Below are 21,006 nucleotides of genomic sequence, written 5' to 3' on the forward strand. Positions count from 1 at the left end.
TGTTAAAATGGGTAAAAATTATTCAGGCTTGTGCAAAACCTTGGTTTCGATATTGCCAAGCTTTTTCAATGAAGCCATGTAAGACTCAAATTCATCGGCATGTACAACTACCACAGCCCCAGTCATTTTTTCAGCAACACGGGTAGTTTGACCTGTTTTCAGGTACTTCTCAATGACGTACACATTTGCAAGGTCTTTACCCTTCACGGTCACACTTTCAGATTTGTCCATTGAGTGCTCAAAGGTTTTATCTTCTGGTACCGTCTCCGTTGGGGGAGGCGTTGAGGCCGCTGCGTTGGTCAGGTCAACCACGGGCGTTTCAGGCAACTTGTCTAACGGCTTGGGATCCGATGGGTTTGTTTTGGCCGTCTCCGTTGGGGGAGGCGTTGAGGCCGCTGCGTTGGTTTGCATAGCGAATTAATTGTGTTTGAATTGAAGAAAGCTTTTTTGAGAGGGTTGCTTTGGCACCAAACTCCTCAATGGTGGTATTGTTATCTAGCTCGAATTGCTCAATGAGCTGAGGCAAATCGGCCTTGATTTTGTATTCAACAGACGTGGGGTCGAGCAGCGATAGCGACAAATTGCGGTAAGGCTCCAACAATCGCATGATGGCCAGACGCTTTTCCTGTGTGTCGTTGTTGCGAACAATGAGGGCTTCAATTTTCTTCAGCTGCTCATCTAGTAGGTACACCGGCAAGCCAGTTGCTTTCATGCGGTCAAATTCATCCAGCATATCCGTCAACGTTTCCAAATGGTACTGGTTGCCATTTTTGAAAACATAGCTAACAAATGCATTCCCATAACGAAGTTTGGCCGCTGTGGAAATGATAAAGGTTCTCACTGCCTGCATATTTTCGGCCCAATAATTCAACTTGGATTTGCGGGCCTCAAACTCGTCGCGTATCTGGTCTTCGTTGACGGCATCTTTGCGGGTATCCTGCTTTTTCTTGCCAGTCAACATTTCATACAAGCGCTTTTCTAACTCGTCATTCTTCTTGGTATAATATTCCAAAGGAGCGGTTGACGCTTCGATAAAAGAGGCCACCTTCGTAATACCTTCTTTCATCATGGCAGGCTTGATAAAGTAGGTTGTGCCAGGTCCACGGTGTTTTTTGGATTCGCATTCTGGACAGGGTTTATACTCATTGCTTGTGCCAATACGGAAAAAACCGCCATTACAGCGGTGACCTTCGCTTGATACATAATTGCAAGATTCCTCGGGCACCTGCATGGAAGGAAAAGCGGCGTACAGGTCAACATCGTGCTCGAAAGCCCGCTGCATGGCGTAGCGGTCAAGACGTGAAACCAGCGGAATGACGGGCCCCAATGTGCGAAGCCCATTTGAATCGGAAAGTACATCATTCCAAATCAAACAGGCAGGGCAAAACCCTAGAAAGTGCGGCACTTCGGATTTGAATTCAAAAGTGTCTTTATCGAAAATGCGATAAAAAGCGTCGTCAATGGCCACGAAACCCGAATCGGTTTTGTAAATAATCAGGTCGACGTTTCCAGTGGTGTCTTTCTGGGCATCGTGCACTTGGTCGGCCTCCACAAATGTCACGAACGGCTCTGGGAAAAGCGTTGTTTGTTCGGCTGGCAAATCCAGTACTGCAAAAGTGGTCGGCTGCTCTAACGCAAGGTTGAATACGCGGTCAGAGTCGATACTGCCCAATTTGCTTTTGTGTAAAAATTCCCGAAAGTCTTGGGCCAGTTCGGGAGTAGCAAACTGAAATTCTTCGTAGCGATCATTAGCCGTAAAGACGCGGTTGAGTTCATCAGCCGCGTCTTGTATGATGTTGGTCGAAACCAACGGTATGTCAAAGACCTTCCAAAAAGTATCCTGTTTTTTAGGAACCGTGATAATGGAATGCACCTTGTCACGAAACCGAAAGAAGTGAGAACCCAAATCACCGATACGCGTAGCGTTACGGGCGTGGAATCTACACCAGGCATTGTCAGCAGCGGCAACTTTAAGAATCGCTTGATTCTTTGGCTGCTTTATTCTTTCCCGTATCGCGTCTTGTGAGTATGCCACTTTCGTTGAATTCGTAGTTTTTATCCTCTTTGCTTAGTTCCCAACATTTGCTGTTTGAATTATTCTGAATCTCAAAAATCTTCAAAGCGTGTTGGTAGTCGGTTTCGAGCGGTATGCCCTCCACCGACACGAGTTTCACCTTAATCATTATTGAAGCAAATCAAACGGTGAGAAAGCAATATCCACAAGTTCGGTGCCGACTGACCATCCGTAAGGAAGCATAAAAGAGCCAGTTGCATAATCCCAATCATCTTCAATTGATTTGATAGGGTCAGAGATTTGCGCAGAATAGATAGGAATCCCAAAATAGTTTGTAGAGCTCTTTTTGGCCCGAACCATGTTGTTTTCATACATGGGCATGAAAGCCAACTTGGTCGGCTGCCCAAAGCGGTTGGAAAGCGCAAACATTTTGCGGATTTCAGCAATGTCAGCAGCGGTAATACTGTCTAAACGAAAAGGAACAGACACGGGCGCGCCATTAGCCAAACGCCCCATACGACGCGCAGATTGAGTGTCAACCACACGAGCTTCTGTTGCGGGGATGGCGAAGTTTTCAAGTTCTGGTGTAATGACAATGCGAGAGGTAGTGGTCAAAGCCAGACGGGCAGTCCAAACGGATTGCAAAGCAATGTCGGTTTCGGCCGTGGCGGAGGTGGTAAAATCGGCAGTACCCAAAATCTGCATAAATGCCAGCTTTACTTCTTTGCCGGGATGCTTACAAATGTTTTGAGTTAAAGAGGCAACCGTGGCAATGGTTGGGCTACAGTTATAAATGAGTGACGACATTGTATAAGTTTTTTAAAGTGGAGATTTGCACTTACAAAAGGATTGGTCGTCACTAGCGAAGGATTGGCCATGCTTGGGGAAAGATTGCAGTATTGGAAGTGTCGTCAGTAACACAACCCATACTGCTTACACCAGCAAGCGACCGTTGCAATATTACAACAATTGATGTATTTTAACAAAAAAGCAAAAGTTTTTTTTGCGAAGGCTACCTATTTGAACTTGACCGAACGGTAAAGCCTTGCAATCTGTAATGTGAGTAGCTGCCATATCGCCCTCCGTCCATGGCGTGATCGTCGAATTTTACAGGCTCATCCAGTTTCAAACCCGTAAGCTTTACGACCTTCCATTGGTACTTTTTAATCTCCTTTAGGGTGTTGACCGAATCGGCGTGAATAAACAGCGGCCGCGACTGTACAAAGTCAATCCCGTCCTTGACCGACTTATCAGCGGCCATGGCGTTAAAACCCGCATTGTTCAAGTCGTTGATTTTCTCAGGCGCTGCGCTGTCGCAGTAAATAGGAATGTTGCGGTTTTGGATGATGTTACCCAGACGGTCAATAAGCTGGGGCGTATTAAGCCCCGGCTCATAAAGTTCTTCTTTCCAGAAATTGCCATTATCACGAACCCCGCAGTGCATCAGACAGGAAGGAGAGTTAAAGCCAAAGTCCAACCCGTAGGATTCTTCATCGAACCACGCAGGCCACCCCGTATCCATCACTTTGTAATGGACGTAAATACGGATGCGGTTAGTACCGCGCTGTCCCAAACCAAACACACTAAAATAATCGGGGTCGGTATCGCGCAATAGTTCGATTTCAGCTACTTGAGCGTGGGGTAGGTGTGGGTTGTCTTTGTAGGTGGTGACGATGTGAGCGCAGTCGTTGCGTGGTAACACCTCATCGTAGATGTACGAATCAGGCATTGACGGGTTATAGTCAATGATGATTTTTGAGGTGGTACGTAAGATAAGCTGTCGCCATACCTCTAATGAAATCTCGTTAGCCTCGTTGATGAATACCAAATCGCGCTTACGTCCCCGTACTTTCTGCTCGTCGTCGATGCTGAAGAATTCGACGTCGTTCCCTTTGTAGTGATATTCGTTATAGGTTTTATTGTGGTCTTTGGCGGTATAAAGGTCAATCTCTTTCATTTCAGTGAAAAAGTCCTTCATCACCGACCCGCGCAGTGCAGGGAATGTTTCGCGTGCCATCGAAATGGTTTGACCACTGTAACGTTCAATGGAGCGAATAATAAAATGAATCGCGCCATAAGTTTTCCCAGAACGGGTTCCTCCTTGAAGCGCCAGAACACGGTAGTTTTTAATTTCCTTTTCTAAAAAGCGAAGATTGGGGTTGAACTTCGATGATTTCCCCACGTATTTACTCGTCAGGTCCATCGTCGTCTAAGTTATCAGAAGTGAGCCAAGGCGGTTTGGGTTTGTCGGGGGTGTCGGGCTTTAAATCAGGCTGCTTATTTTTCCAGTACTTAGGCTGACGATTGTTAAGCCAGTAGATGATAGAAACAGGGTCGGGGGCTATGTACTTGACCACTTTTTTAACGCAAACCATTTCCTCTTTCTCAACTTCTCCCTGTCCCGCCTTTACCTTTTTTAGCTCGTAATGCCTTTCCGTGAAATCAAAGCCCTTGGCACGTTTGTAAAGAGATTGGACAATTTTGGCGTCAGCAATAGCCTTTCCCTTTTTTAGGGACTCGCAAAATTCGGGGTATTTGATTTTCCACCGGTTAATCGTGGCCTCGTCAACTCCGAACTCAAGCGCCAAAAAAGCATCGTCCGCCCCTAACAGGCAAAAGCTGTACGCTAAATCAGCAAATTTTTCATTGTATTTCGTGGGTCGGCCTGCCATGCCCAAAAATACAACAATTGATGTAATTATTGCAAATAGCAGAGTGGTAATAAAAAAGGGGCGGGGTGATTGTTTTTAGATACCAACGCGAACCCCGCCCAATTTTAAACAAGCTCCGCTTCCTTTGGCGCGTGAATGACTTCCATTCCAAATCCAACAGATTTTTTTGCTAGGTGCTGGTTGTTTTGCATCCAGTTTTGAACAAACCACAATTGGCCACAACCGCCACCAATATCGTCTTGTCCTGCTGGGTCAAACATTCTGGTTGAAAATCCATGAGCCGCCAATTTTTGCATGAAACTTGAAGCTAGTTCACGCTGTCTAACATTTGCCGCCGCAATGCTTTCGTCACGCTCGCAAACGACTGAAATTGTAGCCTCAAACACATCAGGGTTGAATAATGCTGCTATGTTGTCGGCGTCCTGTTGCGAACTGTTATGTTCGTGGGCGCAATAATTGAAAAATGGCTTGCGTCCTGTAAGAATCAAAAATGCCTCACCAATCTGGGAAATAGTAGTCAATTTTAACTTTCCTTTGAAGGGAATAAGCTTGTCTCTGCTTTCGTCGGTGCTTTCGTGAACAGAGAACTGCAAGCCAACGGTAGGGATTCTTTGGGCCATTTGTATAACTGGTTCATAGTTTATTTGAGGCCCAATTGAAGATATAAGCAGTTTTGCCTGTGGGTATTTTGAGTACAAGATTTCAAAAGCTTTTTCCAGTTCCTTGAAATTAAGAAGCGGCTCACCCATTGACATTACCATTATTTGAAACTTCTGAATTTTGGAAGCGTCAATGTTTTGGCTTTGTAGGCAGTGGTCAACTTGAAACACAATTTCCTCGGCTTTTAGGGAGCGAACAAAATAATCACCTGCCCCGCAAAAACGGCAACCAACAGGACAGCCTGACTGGGTAGAGCAACAAATCACCGTTCTATCTTCGTAGGTCGGATATTTGTACAAAACGGCCTCGGCGACCGCATTATCTTTTTCAAAGACGAACTTCATTACGTTTTCGTCTGAACTCTGAATGTTTTTGATTTCTGTGAACATTTTGCTAGAGATTAAATTGGATTGCTGAAAATTGATTGGTTTAAAGTTGTATTTCTCCACCTAAATTGACCGAAGCTCGGCGCAAATCAGGGGCATCAGAAGGGAAGTCAATGACGTTGAACATTTGGTACAACCGGGACAAAAGGCGGTCGCCGTAAGCAGCGGCAAACTTTTCGTCGTCAAGGTTGGTGGTGATGTGGAAGTAATGATAATTCCCCTTTTGCGACCGCTCGATTTCGTCTAAAATATTGGCGATGTACGATTTTTTGTACTTGCCCATGTCTTCACTACCTACGTCGTCAATACACCATCCAATGTAATTTTGTGAGGTAAGGTGTTTAAAATTGGCCGACGCCTGACGAAGATTTGCGTAGATATTGGGCGAGGTGCCATTGTCGCAAAGCGTGCGGATCTGCTCGGTCGAAATAAACTGAAAATTGGCAACGGGATTGATGCATTGCCCTTCTAAAGCAAAATTGGGTGAATAGGAAAGAATACGCATCGGAACGCTTTTGCCGCAACCCACTGGACCTCGAAGGCACAACCCTTTGTCGGGATGAATACCAGATTGCAGCATTCTGGAATCTCCAGAAAAGTACAGGCAAAGCAGATTGAACGTACTGGCGTTTGTGTCTGGACTGAAAGGTTTTGACCAGCGCTCGACCGCCGATAGTTCATTACCTACTTTGGTGGCAAGGTCTTTGAGCTGGCGGGCCGAAAGAGTGATTTTTGAGGATGGGGCGGAAATGGCGGACATGTACTGCTCTTTCTTTCGCTCCGTCAAACGTGCGTCAACAACCTTCCCCATGGCGTTGATAAGCTCTTTGTTGGTAATTCCGAGCTCTGTAATCTGGTCATAGTTCGATAGGGCCCATTTGACCAGGCTTGACAGTGGGTGGACTGGGTCTGGTTGGTTGGCTGATGGGAGCAACGCCGTAGCCACTTGGTCGAATGATGTTGGATTTGCCATTTTCCTGAATGATTTCGTTGTTGAATGATTTGTTGTTGAGATACGTTTCGGGGTTTTTTCGGTACTTCTTGTCTGGGGTGGCCAGCACGTAGGCGGCGGTATGTTGCATGGCTTTTGCTCTTTCTTCGTCCGTCAGCCTTTCCCATTTCTTTTCAAGCTTCACACTTCGGTCAACTTTTTTCTGGTAAGCATTCCACCAATCGTCGAATGGGATGTTGATGGGCTTTTTTCGTTTCGGCAAACATTTGAGCCGTTTCCCCCGACGAACCAGCAGCCGATGTAGCTCCGCCCGTCTTTTGGCCCTCAAAACCATTTCTTCTTTTTGGTTTTCTTTTTTATCAGGGGGTAGGGGGTTAATTTTTTCTTTTATTTTTTCTTCTTTGAGAGTCTCAAAATAAATATTAATATTATTACTACTCCCCCCGTGTGTGTATGCGTGAGGCTCATCGTCGGTTATCGTAGCACTTTGTTCTACGTCGTAGTACTTAGTTCTACGATTCTCGCTTTGCTCCCCATTTTCCGTAGAACTTTGTTCTAAAATCTTTTCAATCGTAGTACTTAGTTCTACGGATTCATTGTTTGGCGTAGTACTTAGTTCTACGTTTTCAGATTTCGTAGTACTTAGTTCTACGATTGTACTTTTAGAGACGGACAGTTTACCTCCCGATTTTACCAAATGGCCCTGCTCAACAAGCCGGTTGGAGGCTTTGTCAATTCCCTTTTTAGACAATCCAAGTGCTTCGGCCAGCTGAGAAAGAGACAAAGGGGTTAAGCTGACATGAATCAACTCCATCAGTTCAAACTCGGAGGCTGAAACATTCAGTTTTTTACGTATCGCAAGCCTTTGGCTGATATTCATTTTCGTGGTTAGGCAATTAATGTAACTTGGTTGCATGGCCTTAATGAGCTATCCGAAGAATGAAGACTCATAGTTTTAAAATTGTGCCCCTGACTTCGTATCAGGGGCGGGTTTAGCAGGGTAGTTAAGCGTGTGGCATTGACCTATTTCTTCTTATTCTTGGGTGTTTCGTCGAGTGGTCCAAAAGGAGAGTCGTCTTGATCTTCTTTATCTTTCTCGGCTGCCGATAGTTCTTCGTCAATGGTTAACTGAAGTTCTTCCGTAGACATGGGGCGGGAGTCAACCATAAGGTCGGTGTATGGATTATACCACTCGAAAGTTTTGTTAATGAGATTTTTGCGCTTGGGAAAGTACTCACGGACTTCTTTAGTGGTGAGCTTAACCGTTTCAATCAATTCCCAATTTTCAGGATGGAAATAATTCCAACAGAGTGTACTTGCGTCAATCATCTTTTTAGCCTCAACGGGCTCAAATTTGTAGCGGTCATTCGGGAAGTTGCCAGTAATGTTTATTTCGGCATCCTTGGCCTCAATACGGCTTTTCCAAGTAGATACGGCGCTTTTTTTATCAAGCTCCATCTGGTTTTTCTCTCTCAGCTGCTTGTTGAGCTGTTCGCCCAGTTCAAGTAGTTCCTTCTCGGTAAAGATGTGCTTATACTGCACGCGCTCTGTTTTTTCGGGAAACACAAAAGGGACGGTCTGCGGTGTTTGGTTTGACATGTGTTTTTGGTTGTTTAAAATGTGACTATTCTGACTCTAAATCTTCAATTTCAATGATGGTCTGTACTTGATGATTCTCCTTAACTCTGACCTGCGAAAAGGTAGGCGTACCAATGACCTTCATTTTGTCGTCTGTGATAATGCCAGCGGCCACTAGGGCGTCCAACGGGATTTTAGAAGTGCTGGAAAGGTTTTCGGCATCCTGAATGGCCATCCCTCGGTGATAATGCGTAAAATGGATTTTTACGCGTCCTGTGTGAATATTATGGGGTTGAGTCAAAAAAAGCCTCGTCCATTTTTTTTTCAAATCCCCTCGCCTTGACCAATGCATTCTCAATAATCCTCTTTTGCCGTTGTTGCTTGGGACTTTCTCTGGAATTGTTACGATGGTTTTCATGCGAGCATGACGGCTTTTTGAATATTCTTGCAAGGAATACTCAGCGTTTTCACCTCCTTGGGCTTGTAGGTAAACCACATCTTAGGCACCATGCCCAATTTTGGGTCAAGTTCCATGGGGCGCGTGCCATCAGCGTTGACTTGTGGACGGGCGGTGGCAACCATGGAAACGGTGTGCGGCGCGGGATGCGCAAACGTGGCAAAGCTGCCACTTGGCGAATAACTTAAAAATGTGAGTTGCTGTGTAACACTGGCGTTGCCTAGCAAATACTGCACCTCAAAGTTTTTATTGGCAATTAAAAAAGCGTTCATATCATTCAATAATTAACAGTTCGTAATTAGATTTCTTGATCTCAATCTTTCGCGTAGTTCGATTTTGAATCAACCCACCCTCGCAGTTAGTAATTAGCTTTCCACCCCACGTTTCAACCGTGGCCTGAGAACTGTCACACGTTTTGACCGTGGCCTGAGAACTGTCACACGTTTTGACCGTGGCCTGAGAACTGCCCCACGTTTCAACCGTGGCCTGAGAACTGTCACACGTTTTGACCGTGGCCTGAGAACTGTTACACGTTTTGACCGTGGCCTGAGAACTGCCCCACGTTTCAACCGTGGCCTGAGAACTGTCACACGTTTTGACCGTGGCCTGAGAACTGCCCCACGTTTCAACCGTGGCCTGAGAACTGTCACACGTTTTGACCGTGGCCTGAGAACTGTCACACGTTTTGACCGTGGCCTGAGAACTGTCACACGTTTTGACCGTGGCCTGAGAACTGTCACACGTTTTGACCGTGGCCTGAGAACTGTTACACGTTTTGACCGTGGCCTGAGAACTGTCACACGTTTTGACCGTGGCCTGAGAACTGTTACACGTTTCAACCGTGGCCTGAGAACTGCCCCACGTTTCAACCGTGGCCTGAGAACTGTCACACGTTTTGACCGTGGCCTGAGAACTGTTACACGTTTTGACCGTGGCCTGAGAACTGCCCAACAGCACAAGGAAGGCGTTTTCTGAGAAACCTAGTTGCCTTTCTCCGCGAATGAAAATATTATTTTCGGCCAAAATCGTTTCGCCAAACCATAGTTCCAATCTTTCGGCATCGGTGGCATTGTTTCTAATTAACCACGCGATATTTTCTTTTACCACCGTCAATAATTCAGTGTGCGTTTCTGTCTTTGCGGCTCTTTTATACTGTTCTGCGCAGGCGTCGGCCTGTTTTGCGGACAGCAGAAGTGCCGCTTTTGCTTCTTGAAATTCCATTTGTGTTGCTAGTTTTCAATGTCCATCGGTTTGATTTCACGTTTTGACCATTCGGGTAGGGCCAGTTGAATAATGCCCATGTCGCCAAATTCTGCCTTTGCGTCGAAGCCTGGGAAAGATTTAGCCTCCAAGCATTTTTGGGCGTCGGCCATGGCGCAGCGGTAACGGTACCTCCCGTTTTGAAGGTCTTCGGGATGGTACATAAACACCGCTGGCAAAAATGGTTCTACGGTCTGGAGCATCACGCAAATCACGGCATTGAACTTCCTGCCCGTCACCTGTGAAGCCACTTCCAAGTACATCCCTTCGGCCATTTGGTATTGAAATTTTGCGGCATCGTAGGCGAATTTGTCCACATCTTCGGCGCTGGTAGTCTTAAAGGAAATGATGGCGTTACATCCAATGTTTTCCTCCAATTGCAGACCATCGGGGCGAATTTTAACGGGCAAACCTGTTACAGGGTCGTTACCGTAGAAACTTACCTCGTTGGCTGAACCTTTCATCAAAGCAGGTAGAATACCGCCGCCGTAAGTGAAATAATGCCTGCGTACAAGCTCTATTTTCTTTTTGTCCACTTCGCCCACACAGATTTTGCCCGCACGATTTGAAAGCTCCTCACGGTAGCGGCGCATTCCGTCAATTTTGGCAAGACTAAGCCCCGCACGTTTGACGGCAGCACGGGCATTGGAAAGCAAATGGCGTTTACCCGATTTCTTCATTACCCCTCTAAGGGTTTTCTCCCAAAACTCCACCGATTTTTTAACCCCTTCCGTAGAAGATAGGCTATAATTTGGCTCTACAATCAGCGCATCAAACAACTCGGGCTCCAAAAATGCCATGTGGCAAAAAGTCCCGAATTCGAAGGCTTTTTTAGACTGGATTGGAATTTTCTCGTGCAGATAACACCAATAATGCAATGGTGTCTTTAAGATTTGCTTCAAGGCGCTGGCACTGTTGGCGGGGCGTTTGAGGTAACTTTCCATCGGGTCCTGAATCACCGTACCATTCAGAGAAAGTTGGGGTAGAAGCTCTTTGACCTCAATGGTCTTTTTTCGGTTCAAAAGGTGGCTTACCACATCTTGAATCGTGGCATAATCAGCGGGGTCATAAGAGAGCGGGTTGATTTCCCGCTCTCCGATTGTGGCTGATTCCATGGCCGCTAAAATATCGTTGAATTCAGCGCTCATTAGATTTTGATGATGATAGGTTTAACGGACCAGTTGTCGGACTTGAATGCATTGTTCTTGTTCTGGATTTTACCTTTGTAGGTAATCAGAAGCGGCATTCCAGCCGGTACATTTTCCAGAGCAGCTACTAGGCGTTTTGACCCGTTACGGATTTGCTTAATGCCCGATTTGTCTTTTTCCAGAAAAAAGGCGCAGGGCAGGTGTAGAATCAGATTAGGGTCGTTAATATCCTGCACCTGTGTATTGTCAATTTTAACAAACAGCAGTCGTTTTGCTTCTCCTGCATTCAATGGCGACCAATATTCAGACGAAAGGTCAAGCAGCATGACATTACCCGCATCCAAATCGGGCATTTCTGTCATTTCGGTCAAATCCACGGTAGGCACATTTAGGGCGGCGGGCTTGGAAACTTCCAAGTCGGTGAATTCCAAAGTTTCGGCGGTTACAATTTCGGTCGATTGCATGGTACTGTGTGTTTATGGTTAAAAATTAAATGATGGTTATTTCTTCGGATTCTTTGGCGTAGTGCCCCGCTTCAAGGGCTTTTAATTCAAGCCATTTAGCGTGGACTTTATCAAAGTGCGCCTTTAGCTCCTCTTCGGTTTCGGGTGCCGTGTACATCAACTCTTGGACGCATCGGTTATAGCTGTGATAGGCGCTTAGGTAATGATGCAAGGATTGTTGGCTAGTCATCATGGCTTAGAAAAGGTTATCAAAAGCGCCCATTTTGAACAGGACAAATACGCAGTAAAGCAGCTTGGCCATGATGGCTAAAAAGAACACCATGATAAAGGGTGTAAAGGTGTCTTTGGGTTGTTTGGGTGTGCGTCTCATCGCGTCAGAAAGGCTATGAGTTGAGAACCACAGTACAATACAGCGCCAACGATGGCCGCTGAGCCCAAGGCGCATAAAATACCAGTGAGGAACACGCCCCACACGTCATCGTCGTTCATTAGTGGTTTTTGCATGGTTTTAAAGGCTAAATCGTGAAAAGTGATAAGTAAAACAGTGTTGAGCCAGCCAGTAAAATCAGGGCGTGGGCGATGTATGTCAAGGTCTTTTTCATGAGAAAAGCGGTTTTGGAAGTTAGAAAGGAAAATTCGGAGCAAAGAGGCTTCGCCCCGAATCTGACTCACATCAACATTATGAAAATCGCAGCGGCGAACCGCCTCTGTCTTTTAGTAGGGGAAGGAAAATGGGAGCGGAGCATTTACCGCCCCATTCTGGACTCCTAAACCCTATTAATGCTTGGCGTCAGCAAGGTCAAACAGGTATTCCCCGCTGAGGTAGTAGTCTTCTTGCCGCTCAGACTCGTAGCTCCTTAGTTGAATTTTGTCCAGTACAATAGCCCACGCATCTTTTACAGATATGTCGTAGAACGCCGCCACCTCAACGGCTTTTTCGTAGCGAGCGCGGCGCATATCGGCACGCATCTTTTGGGCTTCGGTCTGCACAGAAAGAATGTTTTCAGTCCGACAGCAGCGAATCGCCTGTATTTTCAAATCAAAAAAGCAAACAATACCCGTTTTGGGCTTTTGGCCAGTACCCTTGGTGTCACCAGACGATAAGGCTCTGACGCGGCGACGGGTAATGGTCCCATCTTCCACTTTAAGGAATTCAACGATGCAGATTTTGCCCATGCGAAGATTGCGGCGCAATTTCGAGGCAAGCGATAATGATTTTTTTGAGGTCTTTTTCATGGTTTAAGAGGTAAGCGTTATTGGTTATCTTTCGAGGTACTTATTGATTTCACTTTCACGGATTCCGTAGGATTTGCCATCCGTCGACACCGTTTTGATTTTTTGCTCTGCAATGCGGCGGTAAATGGTCTTTGTCGATTTGCCGAGTCGTTTGGCGGTTTCTTCCACCGTCAGGATTGGGTCAAGCTGGGCGGGCCTTCTGCCATTGGTTTCGAGGCTTTTGATTCTTGCCTCTAACGCCTCTACTTTTTCCACAATGGCCATCAATGACGCGTATTGTTGCGGTGTAAGCAGGACGGCGGTGGTAGGGGTGTTGGTGGCGGCTCCCATGGCGTTAGGCTTTTTGGAGTTCTCTTTTGGTTGCGGTCAAAACTTTCTTTTGAGCGGATAGAATCGCCTTCAATGTTTTGGCCGATGGATTAACCTCGCCGTTCAATATCCGGTAGTAAGTAGCCCGATTTACCCCCGCTTCCTTAATGGCCGTAGTTACCAGTTGGTAGCCCATTAGCTCTTCGTGCCGTTCACTCAATTTATTTTGTTCTGCCTGTTGCATATTGTTATATTTGCTAGTGCTTGTTTATTGAGTACAAATATAGGTAAAAGGTCATAAAAATTCCAAGCGATAGGACATATTTTTTTAGTAAAAGGTACTATTTTTTTAATCCAGCCATTCTACAAAAATGAAAACCATTGATTTACAGATGAATACAGTAGGAGAGAGATTGAAATATTTACGCGAAACGCTTGGGTTTAATCAGGTGGAGTTTGCGGAACGCGTTGAAATGGAGCAGTCTTATCTTTCAAAGCTGGAAAAAGGACATAAAGGACTAGGTAAAAGATTATTAAAAATTATGTCCTCTACATTTGAGTTCAATGAAAATTGGCTTCTAACTGGGGAGGGGGAGATGTTCCCCGAAAAAAAAGAACGATCTGATGTTCAAGAAAATGGGGCTGCTTACCAGTCTCCCATGTTGAGAGGGCCCAGAGGGGTTACCTCCTATATCCCTGAGCATTTGATTAAAGTGCCTTTGATTGGCGTAAATGCCCGTGCGGGATTTGTAGAGAATTTGGATAACTATACCGAATACATATCCGATTACGAGTATGTAGTGCCAGATTACGGAGTAAAATATGATAAGGCTATTGCCATTTCAGTTGACGGGGACAGTATGGAGCCGGGTATGCAAAGGGGAGATAGGGTATTGGCTTTTTTTCAAGAAATATCGGAATGGGAATATCTGAACCCCGGTATTTACGCTGTGGTGTACAGAAATTCATTTGTCATTAAAAGGATAATGAAAAACACTTTGCAGGCCACGGGCCAACTGGAATTGATTTCAGATAACGCCATTCATGGGCCCATCACGGTAAAGATTGAAGATATAAAGGCGATTTGGAAGGTGACAGAATTGATTAGAAGAAGATTATATTAAAGCGAATACTCAACGATAAAAATAAAAAATGTCTACTCAACCTCGTTCCAGTACATTTGGAATTATAGCGCTTGTAATTTCAATCCTCCTGTTTTTTACACCTAGATTATTATTGAGCCTTGGTTTAATGGCATTGGCCGTCTTTGCGCTAATTGGCCTTATAAGGGATGGCTCCAAGATGTTTAGTATACTGTCTATCATTATTGGGGGATTTCTCTTTTTTCTGATTGCAAAAGAGTCGGTTGACGAGGTGTCGGATTATAGTGTAGAATATAGAGTTGACTGTCGTGAATGTGATATTAGCTATACAAACTCAACAGGTGGTACAGATAAAGCAGGCGGCTATGTTGGATGGAGTCGACGCATAACAGCTAAAGGGGGCGACTTTTTGTATATCAATGCACAGAATGGGAGTGAAGGTGGTAGCGTAAAGGCTAGCATATATGTCAATAATATTCTAGTAAAATCAGAGACATCTTCAGGAGAATTTTCGATTGCAAGCGCTAGCTGTCGCCCCGTTGATGTAAACACTAAATAAAAGCCTAGATAAATTGTATTAAAGCAAGACTTGACCTCTATCATTCCAAGGGACTTCCCGAGAAACGTATAATTATTCCATGAAATGTATATTTATCATACTTGCGTTTGTAAGCATTCGGACGTGCGGGCAAATTAACTCCCTAAACACTGTAAATGGTGCCATCACAATTACTCCGCAGGGGTTCAAGGGTAGCACAAATAGCGCATCATTGAATACCACTTACGTAAGCCTTGGAAATAATGCCCTAAAATCCAATACAACTGGCGCGGGCAATGTAGCAATTGGCGCTGACGTATTAAGAGAGAATCTTGACGGCACTGGCAACACCGCTATTGGATGGGAATCGTTGCGTTATAATAAAAATGGATACTTTAATACGGCAATAGGATACGAAGCCCTATGGTTAAATACAGACGGAAGTGACAATACGGCATCGGGGGCGGGTTCATTAAAATACAACAAAACAGGAAGAGGGAGTACAGCAACAGGGGTAGAGGCGCTTTACTATAATACAACGGGAAGTTATAATGCCGCTCATGGAAACGGAGCTTTACGTTCAAATTTGACTGGCAACTATAATAGCGCTACAGGATTTTGGGCATTATTTTCAAACTCGTCTGGCCACAACAATTCTGCTCACGGGAATGCCGCCTTGGTAAACAATATCAGTGGCAGCAATAACACCGCTACTGGCGTATCTTCACTTACTATTAACTCAACTGGCAGCTACAATACAGCAAGTGGCTATTTTTCGGGCCAAGGCAATGTTTCTGGTAGCTACAATACGTTTTTAGGCTACAACACTGTCATATCACTTGGCGACCTAACCAACGCCACCGCCATCGGTGCAAACGCCCAAGTCAACGCATCCAACAAAGTCCGCATAGGAGACGTAAATGTCACAGTCATCGAAGGTGCCGTCCCTTGGTCAACTCCTTCCGACCGCAGTTTGAAGCAAAACATCAAATACACTTCCCGTTTGGGGCTAAACTTTATTACCAAGCTAAAACCAGCCTCCTACTACTACACTGCTGACAAGAGCAAATTACGTCATGATGGATTCATTGCGCAGGATGTAGAGAAAGTAATGAGGGACCTAGGTGTAGAGTTTAGCGGTCTGCAAAGATCGCCTGATGGCACGTATTCTTTGGCGTATTCCGATTTTGTCATGCCTCTGGTGAATGCCGTGAAGGAGCAGCAAAAACAGATTGAAGATTTAAAGAAAGAAGTGGCTGCGCTCAAAGAGTTAAAAAAGCAGGTGGAGGCGCTGGTGAAGGCGGGGGCTTTAAAATAATAATGCTTTATCCAAACAAAATACAGATGATTAAAAAAACACTATTAATTATAATCTTATTAGCTCCAGTAAGCTTACTAGCCCAATCTTTAGGCAAGGAGAGGGTTCAAAGGGTCAAAGAATCGATTGTTGCTTTATTAATTAATACGTCGGATGACGTGAGCAACAAGGTATACAGAGGGGCTGGAACAGCCTTTTTTGTAAATGATGATGGGTATTTAGCAACATGCTATCACGTAATTGAAAATGCAATAGTTTATAATAATGCTGGTCTTAAAATTGGTGTGAGAGATATTGCGATAAGAACAATAAGTGGGGAAGTTATTCCCGCTGAAATAGAGTTGTCTTTTTTAAATGAAAATAGGATAGAAGGTCTTCTTTACGATTGTGTGTTGATAAAAGCCAAAACATTGCCAAAATCAAAATTCTCATATTTACCATTAGGAAATTTTGGTGACATAGAAGAGGGTGATGCGATTTATACATGTGGATACCCGCTTGGCCTGCCAACGCACATAGTTTCTACTGGAATATTATCAACAAAATTCGAAGAGCTCAGAAAGGCGACATCTTCAAGTAAACCTAAAACAGAGGTGGCTCAAAAAGTTAGAAATCTTGCGTGGTTGGACCTAACAATGAATAGGGGTAATTCTGGCGGACCAATAATAAAATTAGGCTCTAAACCCGAAGATGATTATGTGATTGGAATAGCAACTTTTATTCTCAATCCTTATGCAAACGAAGCTGATAATATTGCCAATTTTATTCGTCTACAAAACCCTAATTCTGACCTTATGATCAATGGGGTAAAATCGGGAAAGACCACAATGCTTCTAGCTGAAGCGGTAGCCAATAATTCAATTGGAATAAGCGGAGTCGTCTCTATAAATCACCTAAAAGCAATACTAAAGTGGAAGTAGCTATTGATTTCGCGAAGCATTTACGGGGTATAGGGAGTCGTTACCCGAAACATTTACTTTATAAAATCTTAAAGAGCTATCAATAGGTGTGTTAGGAGACTGGGCAGATTTAACTACCCTTGGTTGCTCATATGGGCGTTTAGAGCAACCAAGCAAAAGAAGCACTCCTATGAAAAACAATCCCAGACGCATAACAAATAAATTGTTTAAAACAAAGTTGTAGATTTTTTTTCGGGATTAGGTTAAATATTTCATTTTTTCGCAAAAGGCCCCAAAAAGCTACACGAGCAACGCTTGTCCTGAACGAAGGCAAACTAAATCTGGGTTTGGCAAAAGCAGGCTTTATTGCCACAATAACAATCGTGTGCCCGAAGAAGAAAAGAATGGAAAAGATATATTTCTTCAAAAAGCCTTGGCACACCATTGGCAACTTCTAATTGGTTTAAATATTGATTTAATAATGAGTCAAACATTATCAACAGTGCACTCCAAAGGCGAAAAGGTCAAGGCCATCCGAAAGGCACTCGGATTGACTCAGGTAGAGTTTGCCAAAAAACTTGAGACCAATCAGAATATTATTCCAGCATTGGAGAAAGGTAAGCGCAATTTGGGGCAGCGGGTCATTAATGATATACTGGCCACCTTTGCTGTCAGCAAAGATTGGTGGGAAAACGGGACAGGCGAAATGTTTTTGTCTGACAAACACCAAAAGTTAATTGTGGTGATTGACCCAATGGAAATTTCGGTGGATGAGCTCAGGAATATAAAGGGTGTGAAACTGGTAAATGTTTCCAGTTAGCCCACCATTACACTCACTTTTGGGGCATTTACAGCACTCACCCCACCCAATACCAGACCTCGCTAATTCAGTATTACCGTAACTATTTATAAATCAATTAAATACACGCTAAGAAAGTGTCTCCTCTTCGTCACGTATTCAAAGGGTTGTAAGTCATTGGCTTACAACCCTTTTTTGTTTATTTTAAAATGGGATTTTATTGGTAGAAAACGTCAATCTTTTCAAATACAGCTGTTTATTTCAGAGTTCTAACGGCTGTTTGGTCCAAACATCTATTGATTTCCTCGCTAAATTCACTGTCGGTCAATTCGCCTTTTTCGTGGCGAAGCGAAAGGCTTCTAAGCCAACCTTCGCGGGTCTTTTCAATCTCCTCATGGGCGGGCTTTAGAAAGTAGACAGCTAAGTCATCCGTCATAAATGCAGACGTTCCATTCGTGTCAACGGTTCTAAAATGGCGTTTGCGCTCAATATATACTTCTGCTTCTTGATGGGATTCGGTTTCGGAATGGACTTCAAAGCGGTGAGGGCCTGGCCATTCTCCAAAAATCAAACATATTGCTAAGGCGGTAAAGATCAAAGCTAACAGCATAACCTTACAGTTTAAGAAGAAGGCAGAAAAACAAAAGAGTCAACCATCACGAATACTCGATTCTTAGTGGTTGCAAAAGGCATTTAAGATGCTCTACAAAAATAACAGAAAATCGGCACAAATGAAGATCCACTTCTGAATTATCATTGAGCCTGATTAGATTGATACTCAGCCAGAAAACGTAGCCATGTTTCAAATTGGTGTTTAACAAAAATACGTTTAAGTTGAGACTGGTATTAGCACCCGTTTTTTGGTTTTTATTATATGCTTTGACTATTTTCTGGAAACGTGTAGAAAAAGAAGAATTACTGCTTTATTTCAAAGAGCTTTATCAAAAAGCTGTCTAACGTTTCAACTCGTTTGGGAGGATTTTTAATAAAACTTCCATTACTTTCCAGCAGACAACTTTCCAAGGGCGCTTCAACATTTGAAGCTGATTCGACGATTTCGCTGACGGCCACTACGTATCCTTCGTATAAAATATCAACCCTAAATCGGGCTTTGGCAATGGCCGTAGCGGGAGGATTGATGAGCCATCCGCTCACAATTTCGTGTTGTTGAAGAGTGTCAAAACGAACGTATTCCTTCCCACTTAACTGCTCTTTGACGGCGTCGACAATAATTGGCTCATCCATGTCTTTAATTTCAAATTTTTCGGTCCAGACAACGGTGTGATTTCGGGCAACAAATCGACCATACGAAAAAGTTTGGGCGCAGGAAACGAGTGGAAAAAGACAAAAGAACAGAAATCGAATAGGCATTTTTTACTGGGATGAAATTAATGGCAAAAGAATGACACGCAATTGGGTTACTCTCCAACGTAAACGCTTTTCAAAAAGATAAGTTATATCCCCCCAAAATCAAATTTAGGGTAAGAAAACTAGATTTTACCTTTGACTAGCGTAAAGTTATTGGGTGTTTGGGTGGCATTTACTGCAAAATTACGGGAGTTTTGTAATTTGCAGAGGAATGAGAAGTTCAGGAAGTAGATTCTATATTATGAAAAGTACAGTCACCGAGCGTGATATTTTGGTAAAGCAGATTCGTCGTATAAATCAATACGACGCAGTACGGCGTTTTTTTAAGTTGTTGAAGGAGATGATTGACAGTTTGGACTTACCGCTCAACTCCGCCCAGATTGCGTTTACAATCAGTGATAAGCACCCTCGAATTACGGCAAATCTAAACAACCACACCTGCTTGCAGATTTCTGGAAAAAAGGAAAATGTGGGTGTGGGATTGTTGTTTAAAAAAGAGCTTTTGAACAAAGCTCCGTTGAATAACAGTAACATTATTTTTGAGGATAAAAGTACTTCTGATTATACACTAGGTTGGATTAAATACGCCGATAAACATTTGTGGCAAAACGAAAGTATTGTGCAATACTGGATTGATTCGTTACAAGATTTAAAGCAAATGGCTACATCGACCAACCACCGCGAGTTGCACAATAATGCGGTTTATCATGCTGCTGAAGATGATGCCTTTAACGCAGAAGTGTTGGGATTAGCGGAAAAAAGATATGAGATAACGAGCGGAAAAACAACGCTTAAAGACTCGGAAGAAGTGTATAAAGTACCCGTTGAAAAACCTCAAATCCCCCTTAATTACGTTTTGTATGGCCCGCCCGGAACGGGCAAAACCTACGAGGTTCAGCAGCTTTGTCGCGTTTATTCACACAAATTTATCACCTTCCATCAATCCTTTAGTTATGAGGAATTTGTGGAAGGAATTCGCCCCGAAACCATCGGCGACAAAATCAGCTATCGGGTACGGAAAGGGGTTTTTTATGAGGCCTGTTTGGAGGCGCTCAGGAAAGCAGATTACCAAAGTTTTGAAGGTTGCATCACGGATGCTGCCCACACCCGAAAAGCGAGATTTGACCGCGCCGAACCAGTTTTTATGGTCATTGATGAAATCAACCGCGCCAATATCTCTAAGGTGTTGGGCGAGCTCATCACGCTCATTGAGCCGTCTAAGCGGTTGGGGGCTGAAAATGAGCTGTGGGTCACGTTGCCGTATTCGCAGGAGCGTTTTGGAGTGCCGCCCAATCTTTACATTTTAGGAACAATGAACTCCGCCGACCGTTCCATTGCGCTGTTGGATACTGCCCTACGCCGAAGGTTTCATTTTGCCGAGCGACAACCCAACGAAACGCTGCTCGAAGGCAGGGTTATTGAAACGACTGATTTAGGACGACTGTTGCGCACGCTCAACGAGCGTATCGAATTTTTGCACGACCGTGACCACGTTATCGGGCACGCATATTTGATGAATATTCATACATTTGAGCAACTTTGCAAGGCCATGAGAGACCAGATTATTCCGTTGTTGCAGGAGTATTTTTATGATGATTGGCGCAAGATTCAGCTGGTATTGGCCGACAATGACCGTTGGGGTAAACCCACTGATTGTAAGCTAATTCAGGTCAAAAAACAATACACGTCATCGCTTGAACGGGAACTTTTTGGCGAAGACCTTGAAAACGCCGAAAATGTAATAACTTATGAACCGAATCCTGCCTTAGCAGAAGGCCGTTTTGAAGACTTGCCTAAGGACATTTTCAAGTGGATTTATGAGAAAAATAATTAATTTTACAGGCA

Annotated in this window: 29 protein-coding genes; 6 read left to right on the plus strand and 23 right to left on the minus strand. The window is 44.1% G+C overall.

Features of this window, described 5'->3' with window-relative positions:
• Window positions 1-18 precede the first annotated feature (18 nt).
• From DR864_RS00360 to DR864_RS00455, 21 genes are all read right to left on the minus strand, one after another.
• On the minus strand, window positions 19-327 hold the full coding sequence (locus DR864_RS00360; RefSeq protein WP_114065051.1) for a hypothetical protein: 309 nt from the start codon (window positions 325-327) through the stop codon (window positions 19-21).
• Window positions 320-2,035: a hypothetical protein gene (locus DR864_RS00365; RefSeq protein WP_162793481.1), complete on the minus strand. Its 1,716-nt coding sequence runs from the start codon at window positions 2,033-2,035 to the stop codon at window positions 320-322. The genes DR864_RS00360 and DR864_RS00365 overlap by 8 nt, the downstream gene beginning before the upstream one ends.
• On the minus strand, window positions 1,971-2,183 hold the full coding sequence (locus DR864_RS00370) for a hypothetical protein (RefSeq protein WP_114065053.1): 213 nt from the start codon (window positions 2,181-2,183) through the stop codon (window positions 1,971-1,973). The genes DR864_RS00365 and DR864_RS00370 overlap by 65 nt, the downstream gene beginning before the upstream one ends.
• Window positions 2,183-2,821 carry a hypothetical protein gene (locus DR864_RS00375; protein ID WP_114065054.1) on the minus strand — a complete coding sequence of 213 codons (639 nt, stop codon included), beginning with the start codon at window positions 2,819-2,821 and terminating at the stop codon, window positions 2,183-2,185. The genes DR864_RS00370 and DR864_RS00375 overlap by 1 nt, the downstream gene beginning before the upstream one ends.
• A gap of 205 nt (window positions 2,822-3,026) precedes the next feature.
• A complete protein-coding gene (locus DR864_RS00380) occupies window positions 3,027-4,217 on the minus strand; it encodes a PBSX family phage terminase large subunit (RefSeq protein WP_114065055.1) in 1,191 nt (396 codons plus the stop codon).
• Complete coding sequence (locus DR864_RS00385; protein WP_114065056.1) at window positions 4,201-4,686, minus strand: terminase; 486 nt, start codon at window positions 4,684-4,686, stop codon at window positions 4,201-4,203. Before DR864_RS00385 ends, DR864_RS00380 begins: the two co-directional genes overlap by 17 nt.
• 104 nt (window positions 4,687-4,790) lie before the next feature.
• Window positions 4,791-5,735, minus strand: coding sequence for a radical SAM protein (locus DR864_RS00390; protein WP_114065057.1), 945 nt, complete (start codon window positions 5,733-5,735; stop codon window positions 4,791-4,793).
• A gap of 40 nt (window positions 5,736-5,775) precedes the next feature.
• The gene (locus tag DR864_RS00395; RefSeq protein ID WP_162793482.1) at window positions 5,776-6,705 is read right to left on the minus strand and encodes a P-loop NTPase family protein; all 930 of its coding nucleotides are present in this window, start codon (window positions 6,703-6,705) and stop codon (window positions 5,776-5,778) included.
• A complete protein-coding gene (locus tag DR864_RS00400) occupies window positions 6,590-7,498 on the minus strand; it encodes an LvrA C-terminal domain-related protein (RefSeq protein ID WP_162793483.1) in 909 nt (302 codons plus the stop codon). The genes DR864_RS00395 and DR864_RS00400 overlap by 116 nt, the downstream gene beginning before the upstream one ends.
• 209 nt (window positions 7,499-7,707) lie before the next feature.
• Window positions 7,708-8,283: a hypothetical protein gene (locus DR864_RS00405; RefSeq protein WP_114065060.1), complete on the minus strand. Its 576-nt coding sequence runs from the start codon at window positions 8,281-8,283 to the stop codon at window positions 7,708-7,710.
• Between the two features lie 25 nt (window positions 8,284-8,308).
• On the minus strand, window positions 8,309-8,680 hold the full coding sequence (locus DR864_RS00410) for a RusA family crossover junction endodeoxyribonuclease (RefSeq protein WP_114065061.1): 372 nt from the start codon (window positions 8,678-8,680) through the stop codon (window positions 8,309-8,311).
• Window positions 8,677-8,991 carry a hypothetical protein gene (locus DR864_RS00415; RefSeq protein ID WP_114065062.1) on the minus strand — a complete coding sequence of 105 codons (315 nt, stop codon included), beginning with the start codon at window positions 8,989-8,991 and terminating at the stop codon, window positions 8,677-8,679. Before DR864_RS00415 ends, DR864_RS00410 begins: the two co-directional genes overlap by 4 nt.
• A gap of 1 nt (window position 8,992) precedes the next feature.
• Entirely contained in the window at window positions 8,993-9,940 is a 948-nt protein-coding gene (locus DR864_RS00420; RefSeq protein WP_114065063.1) for a hypothetical protein, read from the minus strand.
• A gap of 8 nt (window positions 9,941-9,948) precedes the next feature.
• Window positions 9,949-11,127: a PD-(D/E)XK nuclease-like domain-containing protein gene (locus DR864_RS00425; RefSeq protein WP_114065064.1), complete on the minus strand. Its 1,179-nt coding sequence runs from the start codon at window positions 11,125-11,127 to the stop codon at window positions 9,949-9,951.
• Window positions 11,127-11,591, minus strand: a complete 465-nt coding sequence (locus tag DR864_RS00430) for a hypothetical protein (protein ID WP_114065065.1) — start codon at window positions 11,589-11,591, stop codon at window positions 11,127-11,129. Before DR864_RS00430 ends, DR864_RS00425 begins: the two co-directional genes overlap by 1 nt.
• A gap of 25 nt (window positions 11,592-11,616) precedes the next feature.
• On the minus strand, window positions 11,617-11,823 hold the full coding sequence (locus tag DR864_RS00435) for a hypothetical protein (RefSeq protein ID WP_162793484.1): 207 nt from the start codon (window positions 11,821-11,823) through the stop codon (window positions 11,617-11,619).
• Window positions 11,824-11,826: 3 nt separating this feature from the next.
• Window positions 11,827-11,961, minus strand: a complete 135-nt coding sequence (locus tag DR864_RS30335; RefSeq protein ID WP_262510926.1) for a hypothetical protein — start codon at window positions 11,959-11,961, stop codon at window positions 11,827-11,829.
• Window positions 11,958-12,263 carry a hypothetical protein gene (locus tag DR864_RS00440; protein WP_114065067.1) on the minus strand — a complete coding sequence of 102 codons (306 nt, stop codon included), beginning with the start codon at window positions 12,261-12,263 and terminating at the stop codon, window positions 11,958-11,960. The genes DR864_RS30335 and DR864_RS00440 overlap by 4 nt, the downstream gene beginning before the upstream one ends.
• A gap of 105 nt (window positions 12,264-12,368) precedes the next feature.
• Entirely contained in the window at window positions 12,369-12,827 is a 459-nt protein-coding gene (locus DR864_RS00445; protein WP_114065068.1) for a hypothetical protein, read from the minus strand.
• Between the two features lie 24 nt (window positions 12,828-12,851).
• The gene (locus tag DR864_RS00450) at window positions 12,852-13,157 is read right to left on the minus strand and encodes a helix-turn-helix transcriptional regulator (RefSeq protein ID WP_114065069.1); all 306 of its coding nucleotides are present in this window, start codon (window positions 13,155-13,157) and stop codon (window positions 12,852-12,854) included.
• A gap of 4 nt (window positions 13,158-13,161) precedes the next feature.
• Complete coding sequence (locus DR864_RS00455; RefSeq protein ID WP_114065070.1) at window positions 13,162-13,380, minus strand: helix-turn-helix domain-containing protein; 219 nt, start codon at window positions 13,378-13,380, stop codon at window positions 13,162-13,164.
• A 127-nt stretch (window positions 13,381-13,507) separates the two neighbouring features.
• On the opposite strand from DR864_RS00455, the gene DR864_RS00460 reads away from it, so the two are divergent.
• The 5 genes from DR864_RS00460 to DR864_RS00480 all read left to right on the plus strand — a co-directional run bounded on the left by DR864_RS00460 (window position 13,508) and on the right by DR864_RS00480 (window position 17,814).
• Window positions 13,508-14,260: an XRE family transcriptional regulator gene (locus DR864_RS00460; RefSeq protein ID WP_114065071.1), complete on the plus strand. Its 753-nt coding sequence runs from the start codon at window positions 13,508-13,510 to the stop codon at window positions 14,258-14,260.
• Window positions 14,261-14,288: 28 nt separating this feature from the next.
• A complete protein-coding gene (locus tag DR864_RS00465) occupies window positions 14,289-14,798 on the plus strand; it encodes a hypothetical protein (RefSeq protein WP_162793485.1) in 510 nt (169 codons plus the stop codon).
• 79 nt (window positions 14,799-14,877) lie between these two features.
• Window positions 14,878-16,095 carry a tail fiber domain-containing protein gene (locus DR864_RS00470; protein WP_114065073.1) on the plus strand — a complete coding sequence of 406 codons (1,218 nt, stop codon included), beginning with the start codon at window positions 14,878-14,880 and terminating at the stop codon, window positions 16,093-16,095.
• Between the two features lie 26 nt (window positions 16,096-16,121).
• Complete coding sequence (locus DR864_RS00475) at window positions 16,122-17,015, plus strand: S1 family peptidase (RefSeq protein ID WP_162793486.1); 894 nt, start codon at window positions 16,122-16,124, stop codon at window positions 17,013-17,015.
• Between the two features lie 364 nt (window positions 17,016-17,379).
• Window positions 17,380-17,814, plus strand: a complete 435-nt coding sequence (locus DR864_RS00480) for a helix-turn-helix domain-containing protein (RefSeq protein WP_114065075.1) — start codon at window positions 17,380-17,382, stop codon at window positions 17,812-17,814.
• 235 nt (window positions 17,815-18,049) lie between these two features.
• Here DR864_RS00480 and DR864_RS00485 read toward each other — a convergent pair whose 3' ends face one another.
• A complete protein-coding gene (locus DR864_RS00485) occupies window positions 18,050-18,403 on the minus strand; it encodes a hypothetical protein (protein ID WP_114065097.1) in 354 nt (117 codons plus the stop codon).
• 305 nt (window positions 18,404-18,708) lie between these two features.
• Window positions 18,709-19,164 (minus strand): hypothetical protein, encoded by a 456-nt coding sequence (locus tag DR864_RS00490; RefSeq protein WP_114065098.1) that lies wholly within the window; start codon window positions 19,162-19,164, stop codon window positions 18,709-18,711.
• Window positions 19,165-19,402: 238 nt separating this feature from the next.
• Between DR864_RS00490 and DR864_RS00495 the strand changes: the two genes are divergently transcribed.
• The gene (locus DR864_RS00495; protein ID WP_114065099.1) at window positions 19,403-20,995 is read left to right on the plus strand and encodes an McrB family protein; all 1,593 of its coding nucleotides are present in this window, start codon (window positions 19,403-19,405) and stop codon (window positions 20,993-20,995) included.
• Window positions 20,996-21,006 lie beyond the last annotated feature (11 nt).

The organism is Runella rosea (assembly GCF_003325355.1).
GTDB classification, from domain to species: Bacteria; Bacteroidota; Bacteroidia; order Cytophagales; family Spirosomataceae; genus Runella; species Runella rosea.

Excerpts from the sequence above, each read along its gene's own strand:
- DR864_RS00370 (WP_114065053.1), bottom strand. The coding sequence starts at position 2,183 with ATGATTAAGGTGAAACTCGTGTCGGTGGAGGGCATACCGCTCGAAACC.
- DR864_RS00375 (WP_114065054.1), bottom strand. The coding sequence starts at position 2,821 with ATGTCGTCACTCATTTATAACTGTAGCCCAACCATTGCCACGGTTGCC.
- DR864_RS00380 (WP_114065055.1), bottom strand. The coding sequence starts at position 4,217 with ATGGACCTGACGAGTAAATACGTGGGGAAATCATCGAAGTTCAACCCC.
- DR864_RS00385 (WP_114065056.1), bottom strand. The coding sequence starts at position 4,686 with ATGGCAGGCCGACCCACGAAATACAATGAAAAATTTGCTGATTTAGCG.
- DR864_RS00390 (WP_114065057.1), bottom strand. The coding sequence starts at position 5,735 with ATGTTCACAGAAATCAAAAACATTCAGAGTTCAGACGAAAACGTAATG.
- DR864_RS00395 (WP_162793482.1), bottom strand. The coding sequence starts at position 6,705 with ATGGCAAATCCAACATCATTCGACCAAGTGGCTACGGCGTTGCTCCCA.
- DR864_RS00400 (WP_162793483.1), bottom strand. The coding sequence starts at position 7,498 with ATGGAGTTGATTCATGTCAGCTTAACCCCTTTGTCTCTTTCTCAGCTG.
- DR864_RS00405 (WP_114065060.1), bottom strand. The coding sequence starts at position 8,283 with ATGTCAAACCAAACACCGCAGACCGTCCCTTTTGTGTTTCCCGAAAAA.
- DR864_RS00410 (WP_114065061.1), bottom strand. The coding sequence starts at position 8,680 with ATGAAAACCATCGTAACAATTCCAGAGAAAGTCCCAAGCAACAACGGC.
- DR864_RS00415 (WP_114065062.1), bottom strand. The coding sequence starts at position 8,991 with ATGAACGCTTTTTTAATTGCCAATAAAAACTTTGAGGTGCAGTATTTG.
- DR864_RS00420 (WP_114065063.1), bottom strand. The coding sequence starts at position 9,940 with ATGGAATTTCAAGAAGCAAAAGCGGCACTTCTGCTGTCCGCAAAACAG.
- DR864_RS00425 (WP_114065064.1), bottom strand. The coding sequence starts at position 11,127 with ATGAGCGCTGAATTCAACGATATTTTAGCGGCCATGGAATCAGCCACA.
- DR864_RS00430 (WP_114065065.1), bottom strand. The coding sequence starts at position 11,591 with ATGCAATCGACCGAAATTGTAACCGCCGAAACTTTGGAATTCACCGAC.
- DR864_RS00435 (WP_162793484.1), bottom strand. The coding sequence starts at position 11,823 with ATGATGACTAGCCAACAATCCTTGCATCATTACCTAAGCGCCTATCAC.
- DR864_RS30335 (WP_262510926.1), bottom strand. The coding sequence starts at position 11,961 with ATGAGACGCACACCCAAACAACCCAAAGACACCTTTACACCCTTTATC.
- DR864_RS00445 (WP_114065068.1), bottom strand. The coding sequence starts at position 12,827 with ATGAAAAAGACCTCAAAAAAATCATTATCGCTTGCCTCGAAATTGCGC.
- DR864_RS00450 (WP_114065069.1), bottom strand. The coding sequence starts at position 13,157 with ATGGGAGCCGCCACCAACACCCCTACCACCGCCGTCCTGCTTACACCG.
- DR864_RS00455 (WP_114065070.1), bottom strand. The coding sequence starts at position 13,380 with ATGCAACAGGCAGAACAAAATAAATTGAGTGAACGGCACGAAGAGCTA.
- DR864_RS00460 (WP_114065071.1), top strand. The coding sequence starts at position 13,508 with ATGAAAACCATTGATTTACAGATGAATACAGTAGGAGAGAGATTGAAA.
- DR864_RS00465 (WP_162793485.1), top strand. The coding sequence starts at position 14,289 with ATGTCTACTCAACCTCGTTCCAGTACATTTGGAATTATAGCGCTTGTA.
- DR864_RS00470 (WP_114065073.1), top strand. The coding sequence starts at position 14,878 with ATGAAATGTATATTTATCATACTTGCGTTTGTAAGCATTCGGACGTGC.
- DR864_RS00475 (WP_162793486.1), top strand. The coding sequence starts at position 16,122 with ATGATTAAAAAAACACTATTAATTATAATCTTATTAGCTCCAGTAAGC.
- DR864_RS00485 (WP_114065097.1), bottom strand. The coding sequence starts at position 18,403 with ATGCTGTTAGCTTTGATCTTTACCGCCTTAGCAATATGTTTGATTTTT.
- DR864_RS00490 (WP_114065098.1), bottom strand. The coding sequence starts at position 19,164 with ATGCCTATTCGATTTCTGTTCTTTTGTCTTTTTCCACTCGTTTCCTGC.
- DR864_RS00495 (WP_114065099.1), top strand. The coding sequence starts at position 19,403 with ATGAAAAGTACAGTCACCGAGCGTGATATTTTGGTAAAGCAGATTCGT.